The 5,877-nt window shown below is 61.2% G+C and carries 4 protein-coding genes and 1 pseudogene; all 5 read left to right on the forward strand.

Features of this window, described 5'->3' with window-relative positions:
- Window positions 1-253: pseudogene (locus tag JWR14_RS34490) on the forward strand (HlyD family secretion protein); the annotation flags it as partial.
- Window positions 254-255: 2 nt separating this feature from the next.
- On the forward strand, window positions 256-1,794 hold the full coding sequence (locus tag JWR14_RS34495) for a DHA2 family efflux MFS transporter permease subunit (RefSeq protein ID WP_299718437.1): 1,539 nt from the start codon (window positions 256-258) through the stop codon (window positions 1,792-1,794).
- A complete protein-coding gene (locus JWR14_RS34500) occupies window positions 1,784-3,349 on the forward strand; it encodes an efflux transporter outer membrane subunit (protein ID WP_299718440.1) in 1,566 nt (521 codons plus the stop codon). Before JWR14_RS34495 ends, JWR14_RS34500 begins: the two co-directional genes overlap by 11 nt.
- A 465-nt stretch (window positions 3,350-3,814) precedes the next feature.
- Window positions 3,815-5,242 carry a methyl-accepting chemotaxis protein gene (locus JWR14_RS34505; RefSeq protein ID WP_299718442.1) on the forward strand — a complete coding sequence of 476 codons (1,428 nt, stop codon included), beginning with the start codon at window positions 3,815-3,817 and terminating at the stop codon, window positions 5,240-5,242.
- 72 nt (window positions 5,243-5,314) lie between these two features.
- Window positions 5,315-5,877 (forward strand): FUSC family protein (locus JWR14_RS34510; protein ID WP_299718444.1); only part of this gene is annotated, 563 nt, incomplete at its 3' end.

Raw genomic sequence — 5,877 nt, forward strand, 5'->3', positions numbered from 1 at the left:
TCATATGAGCGTGGGACAACGGGTCGATGTCACCGTCGACGCCTATCCTGACAACGTCCTGCATGCGCACATACAGAGCCTGCAGCGTGGGACCGGCTCCGTTTTCAGCAGCTTGCCAGCGGAAAACGCAACGGGCAACTATGTGAAGGTCGTGCAGCGCCTGCCCGTGAAGATCGTCTTCGACGGCGACGACTGGCGCCACCTGCCGCTCGCGCCCGGCCTCTCGGTCAGCCCGCGCGTGACGGTGCGATAACCATGGCCGCACCCTACGCAGCGCATGCAGCCTTGCCAAGGTCGGCGGCGGGGCCGTTCAACCCGTGGCTGATCGCCGTCATTGTGTCTATCGCGACCTTCATGGAAGTGCTCGACACCACCATCGCGAACGTGGCGCTCCGGCATATTGCCGGCGGCCTGGGCGCGAGCCTCGACCAGAGCACGTACATCACGACCAGCTATCTCGTGAGCAACGCAATCGTCCTGCCGATCAGCGGATGGCTCGCGAACGTGATTGGCCGCAAGCGTTTCTACATGCTCTGCGTCTTGCTGTTCACGATCAGTTCGGTGGCATGCGGGTTCGCGACATCGCTGCCGATGATGATCGTCTTTCGCGTGCTCCAGGGCCTGGGTGGCGGCGGTCTGGCGCCCGTTGAGCAAAGCATTTTCGCCGATACGTTCACGCCCGAAAAACGCGCGATGGCGTTCGCGTTGTACGGCTTCACGGTCGTCACGGCGCCCGCCATTGGACCGATGCTGGGTGGCTGGATCACCGAGAACTATTCGTGGCACTGGGTGTTCCTGATCAACCTGCCCGTTGGCATAGTGTCGCTGGTGCTGACGTGGATGTTCGTGAGCGACAGCAAGCTGGTGCAACAGGAACGGCGTGCCCTGCTCGATAAAGGGCTGCGGATCGACTACCTGGGTTTCTTCCTCGTTGCGGTTGGTTTCGGTTGCCTGCAGATCGTGCTCGACAAGTTCGAACGCGAGGACGGGTTTTCATCGAATTTCATTTGCCTGTTCACGGTGATCTCGGGCGTTGCGCTCGTGGCGCTGGTCATTCGTGAACTGACAACCGCACAGCCGATCGTGAACCTGCGGCTGTTCAAGTCGAGCGCGTTTGCCATCAGTTGCAGCGTGATGTTTGCGTTCGGTTTCATCATCAACAGCACGACACAAATGCTGCCGCAATTCACGCAAGAACTGCTCGGCTATGACGCAACCAATGCGGGACTGACGCTCGGTCTGGGCGGCCTGGTTACGCTCTTCATCATGCCGATAGCGGGCATCGTGACCGGGCGAATTTTCCAGCCCAAATGGCTCGTCATGATGTCGCTCGTCGGCACCGGATTCGCGTTGCTTCATACGTCGGGTCTCGACTTGAACATCGGCTTCTGGGATGTATCGTTGTCGCGGCTTTATCAGGTCATCTGGCTGCCCTTCCTCTTCATTCCGCTTTCGACTGTCCAGTTCATCGGCATCCCGCCGAAAGAGAACAACAATGCGTCGGCGCTGATCAACATGATGCGCAACCTCGGCGGCAGTTTCGGCGTGTCGCTGGTGACAACACAGCTTGCGTGGCGGGAGCAGTTTCACCATGCGAGGCTCGCTGAGCACATCACGCCGTACAACGGCTTTGTCAGCTCGCTCGGATCGATCGCCTCGACGGTCGAGCAGCAGGCGTCGGTCATGAGTTACCTCGACGTCTTCATCATGCTGGGCGTGATCTCGCTCGTGCTGGCTCCTATTTGTTTCTTGTTGCCGAAGCTGCCGAAGGGGGCACAGGTCAATGCGCATTGATTATCGATGGATTCCGTTCGTAGTCTTCTTGTCAGCCTGCACCATGGGCCCCGACTTCCAGCGTCCCGCCTTGCAGACGCCGGCGCAATGGCCCGACGCGCCGGCCGCTACCACTACCGCTACCGATGCCGTTCGTTCGGTCCCGGTGCCTGAGCCCGTTGATCCGCTGTGGTGGAACAGTTTCGGCGATCCGCTTCTGACCGAGCTGGTCGCGCGCGCGATGGATAGCAATCTCGATCTCAAGGTCGCAGCGGCGCGGCTCGCCGAGTCGCGGGCGCAGTTCGGGCAAGCGAAAGCGGACGAGCTCCCTACGTTGAACGGCAACGCGTCCTACACGCGTGAGCTTCAGAGCGCCGATGGCGTCATCGGTCTGCTCGGTGGCAGTGGGTCACCATCGGCAACCGATACGAACGGGCTGGGCGGACGGCAGGGCGGGGTGCCGACGCAAAGCGCCACATCGAGCGCATTGCCGCCTTTCAACTTGTATCAATATGGCTTCGATGCATCGTGGGAACTCGATCTCTGGGGCCGCGTGAGGCGCACGGCCGAAAATGCGAGCGCCACCGTCGATGCTCAAAATGAAGCGCGGCACGACGTGATTGTGTCGACGGCTGCGGAAGTCGCCCGCGACTATCTCAATCTGCGTGGAACGCAGCAAAAGCTGCGCATTACGCACGAGAACCTGGCCTTTGCCGAGCGCACCGTGCAGTTGACGAACGAGCGCGCCAGGCATGGACTCGCTACCGATCTCGATGTTGCCAATGCGCAAAGCCAGGCCGAGTCGAACGCCGCGGATATTCCGCAAGAGGAGCAGCAGGAGGCGAAGCTGATCAATGCCATTGGGGTGTTGCTTGGCGAGTATCCGCAAGCGCTCGCGGCGAAGCTGAAGGCGACGCCGGACGCGCCCGTGGTGCCGCCACGCGTGCCGATCGGGCTGTCATCGGAACTCGCGAGGCGCAGGCCGGATATCCGCGAAGCGGAAGCGCAGCTTCATGCAGCGACGGCGAACATCGGCGCGGCGAAGGCGGATTTTTTCCCCAAGATCACGCTGTCGGGAAGCGTCGCTATTCAGGCAACGCAATTCACGAATCTCGGTAGCTGGGGCGCGCGCAGCTATAGCGCGGGGCCGAGCCTTTCGATTCCCATTTTCGAGGGCGGACGCCTGCGCTCAACCCTCGCGTTGAGGGAGGCGCAGCAGCAGGAGGCGGCCATCACGTACCGCAAGACGGTGCTCTCGGCGTTTCAGGAAGTCGATGACGCGCTGACCGGCTTTAGCGCCGAACAACGTCGCCGGGACCGGTTGGATGCAAGCGTGCAAGCGTCAAAACGCGCGTTGGACATCGCAAACCAGCGCTATATCCGGGGTCTGTCGAATTACCTGGATGTGTTGACGGCGCAAAAAACCTTGCTGACGAACGAGCAGCAATGGGTCGACAGCACGGCGACGGTATCGACGAACCTGGTCGCGCTGTACAAGGCGCTGGGCGGCGGGTGGGATGCGGAGGCCGGGCAGTACGCCAGTCGCGGCGTAGCGCCCACCGCCGGGGCAGAATGAAGCTGGACGATTGATGTTGTAGAAGTTGTGCAGCCGATCCGCCAGCAGCACCCGGGAAGGCCGTCGCCGTGAGGAGACACACTACGGTTCCGTTCCGCTGATTCGCGTACAAAGCCTTCGTGGTTTTGCGAGGAAGGAGTCAGCGGAAGCGGTCCATGCCGAAGCGGCGGCGGCTAACGATTCGTCCAGCCTCAACCCGCTTCGTTTCAATGCGCAGCGTCGCCTCGGACTCCGAGCACCTGATCTCCCTTAGCCGCCCTGCGGCATTTTTTTTGTCTAAAGAAACGCACAGGCGTGCCGTAATGCATAGGCCTGATTCGTGGACAGGGCCTCACGTCAGCAATCGGGCGCGCTCACATCGTTGTCCCCAAAGTGTTCCTGGAGCGCGCCGGCGGTCCTCATCAGCGACTGCAGACATGACGCACCCGGACCAGACCAATAAGAACGAATAACTGGGAGAGCCGCATGAAACAACCGGACGAGTTGCTGCACACGGTCTATGTGAAAGCCGACAGGCTCATGATTGCTGTCGTATGGGGTTTATTTACGATCTCTTGCCTGCTGGCGGCACGCGACTACAATCTGCGCGCCGTGCTGTGGGTCGGATTGCCTACCGCGGCTGTCGCGTCAATGCTGGTCTACTGGCGTGCCGGCGCGCTGGTGACTCGACTCTTCCTGGCTGCGAGCCTGATGACATTCGCCGCGTTGCAAATTCATCAGGAACACGGCCTGACTGAATTGCACTTTGGCATCTTTGTGCTGATGTCGTTTCTGCTGGCTTATCGCGACTGGCGGCCGATTCTTTGTGCCGCTGGCGTCATCGCAGTGCACCACTTCACGTTCAATTATCTCCAGCTCGCCGGACTGGACGCCTATTGCTTCACCAAGCCCGCATGGTCGATGGTGCTGTTACATGCGGCCTACGTAGTCGTCCAGGCCGGGTTGCTGATCTTCATCGCGCAGCATATGAAAGCCGATGCACAAACAGGCCGGGAACTCGCGGTTCTTGGCGAAAACCTTTCGCGGCAAGAGGGTCAATTCGACCTGCGGCTTCCGCCCATGAAGCTGCATGGACGCAGCAGCCGCACCTTCAAGGACACGCTCAGCGCCATCCACGACACGATGCGGGAAATCACCACGACAATCGATCAGATGGCGGCTTCATCGGACAACATTGCTGCAGAAAACCATAGCTTGTCGCAGGAATTCGCCACCCAGGCCGAAACGCTCAACGCGACCAACACCACGATGGAGCAGATCGCGCAACGGGTCAGGCAAAGCGCGGAACACGCGGCATCGGCAAACAGCCTCGCGCGGCAAACGTCAACCGCGGCGCAGCAAAGCGAACAAGTCGTCAGCGAGGTGGTCGACAAGATGAACGAGATCGATCAGGCCGTGCACCGGATGGGCGACATGATAGCGATGATCGAGAGCATCGCGTTCCAGACTAACCTCCTCGCGCTGAATGCGTCGGTCGAGGCAGCCCGCGCGGGTAGCCACGGGCGCGGTTTCTCGGTCGTGGCCGAGGAGGTCCGTACGCTCGCACATCGGAGCGCGAGCGCGGCACGCGAAATCAAGGATCTGATCGGCGATTCGTTGCAGCGTGTCGAGCTGGGCTCGTCGCTCGCGACACGCGCCGGCGCGGCTATGCGGCATGTTGTCGGCCATGTGGAAGACGTCGCCAGCTTGATCGAGCATATCAGCACGTCAAGTGATGCCCAGAGCGTCGATGTCGACCAGTTTAGCCAGGGCATGGGCAAGATGGACGCGATGCTGGAGCGCGATGTCCAGCACGTGAAGGGCGTCGCTTCGGCGTCCGCAAGCCTGCGCGAGAAAGCGCGGACATTGCGCGAGGCGATGTCGATTTTCCTGGTCGAGCACGACACGAACTAACGTTTATCTCATCGGGAATAAACTGTCGTGCGAGGACGCAGGCAGTGATTCAATTTCCAGACGGAGGCGCGGATGACGCTGGTCGGCACGCTGGTCCAGACCTGCCGGGCGGCCATGTTATCGCTCGGACGCGAATTGGCGGCCTGGAAGCCTTCCAGGGAGCGCGCGACATTCGGGACCGAAGCAATGCTCTCGGTGGCGCTCTCGGTCGCGCTCGCCAACGCGTTGCATCTTTCAGACACGTGGTGGGCAGCCATCAGTGGTTTCGCTGTCATGCAAACGAGTTTTGCCGGCTCTCTGCAGCGCGCTGCACATCGGATCATCGGCACGCTGATCGGCGCCGCGCTTGGAACCCTGATAGGCCCCTGGATTGGCGACCGGCCGTGGCTGTTTGTGCCCGCATTGGGGATCATCGGCGGCGTGGCGGTGTATTACGCCAACGGGACGAGAGCGGCCTACGCCTGGGTTCTGGGCGGCGTGACTGCACTGATGGTGACGTACGAAGCACATGGGCTCGTGTCAGTCCGATCGACCGCATTCTTTGCAACGCTGCGAGTCGGCGAGGTCGCGGTCGGAACGCTCGCTTGCCTGTTGGTGGCGAGCGCGTTTCACTTCGCGCCGAAGTGGTATGCGAA

The organism is Caballeronia sp. (assembly GCF_028292365.1).
In the GTDB taxonomy this organism is placed as follows: Bacteria; Pseudomonadota; Gammaproteobacteria; order Burkholderiales; family Burkholderiaceae; genus Caballeronia.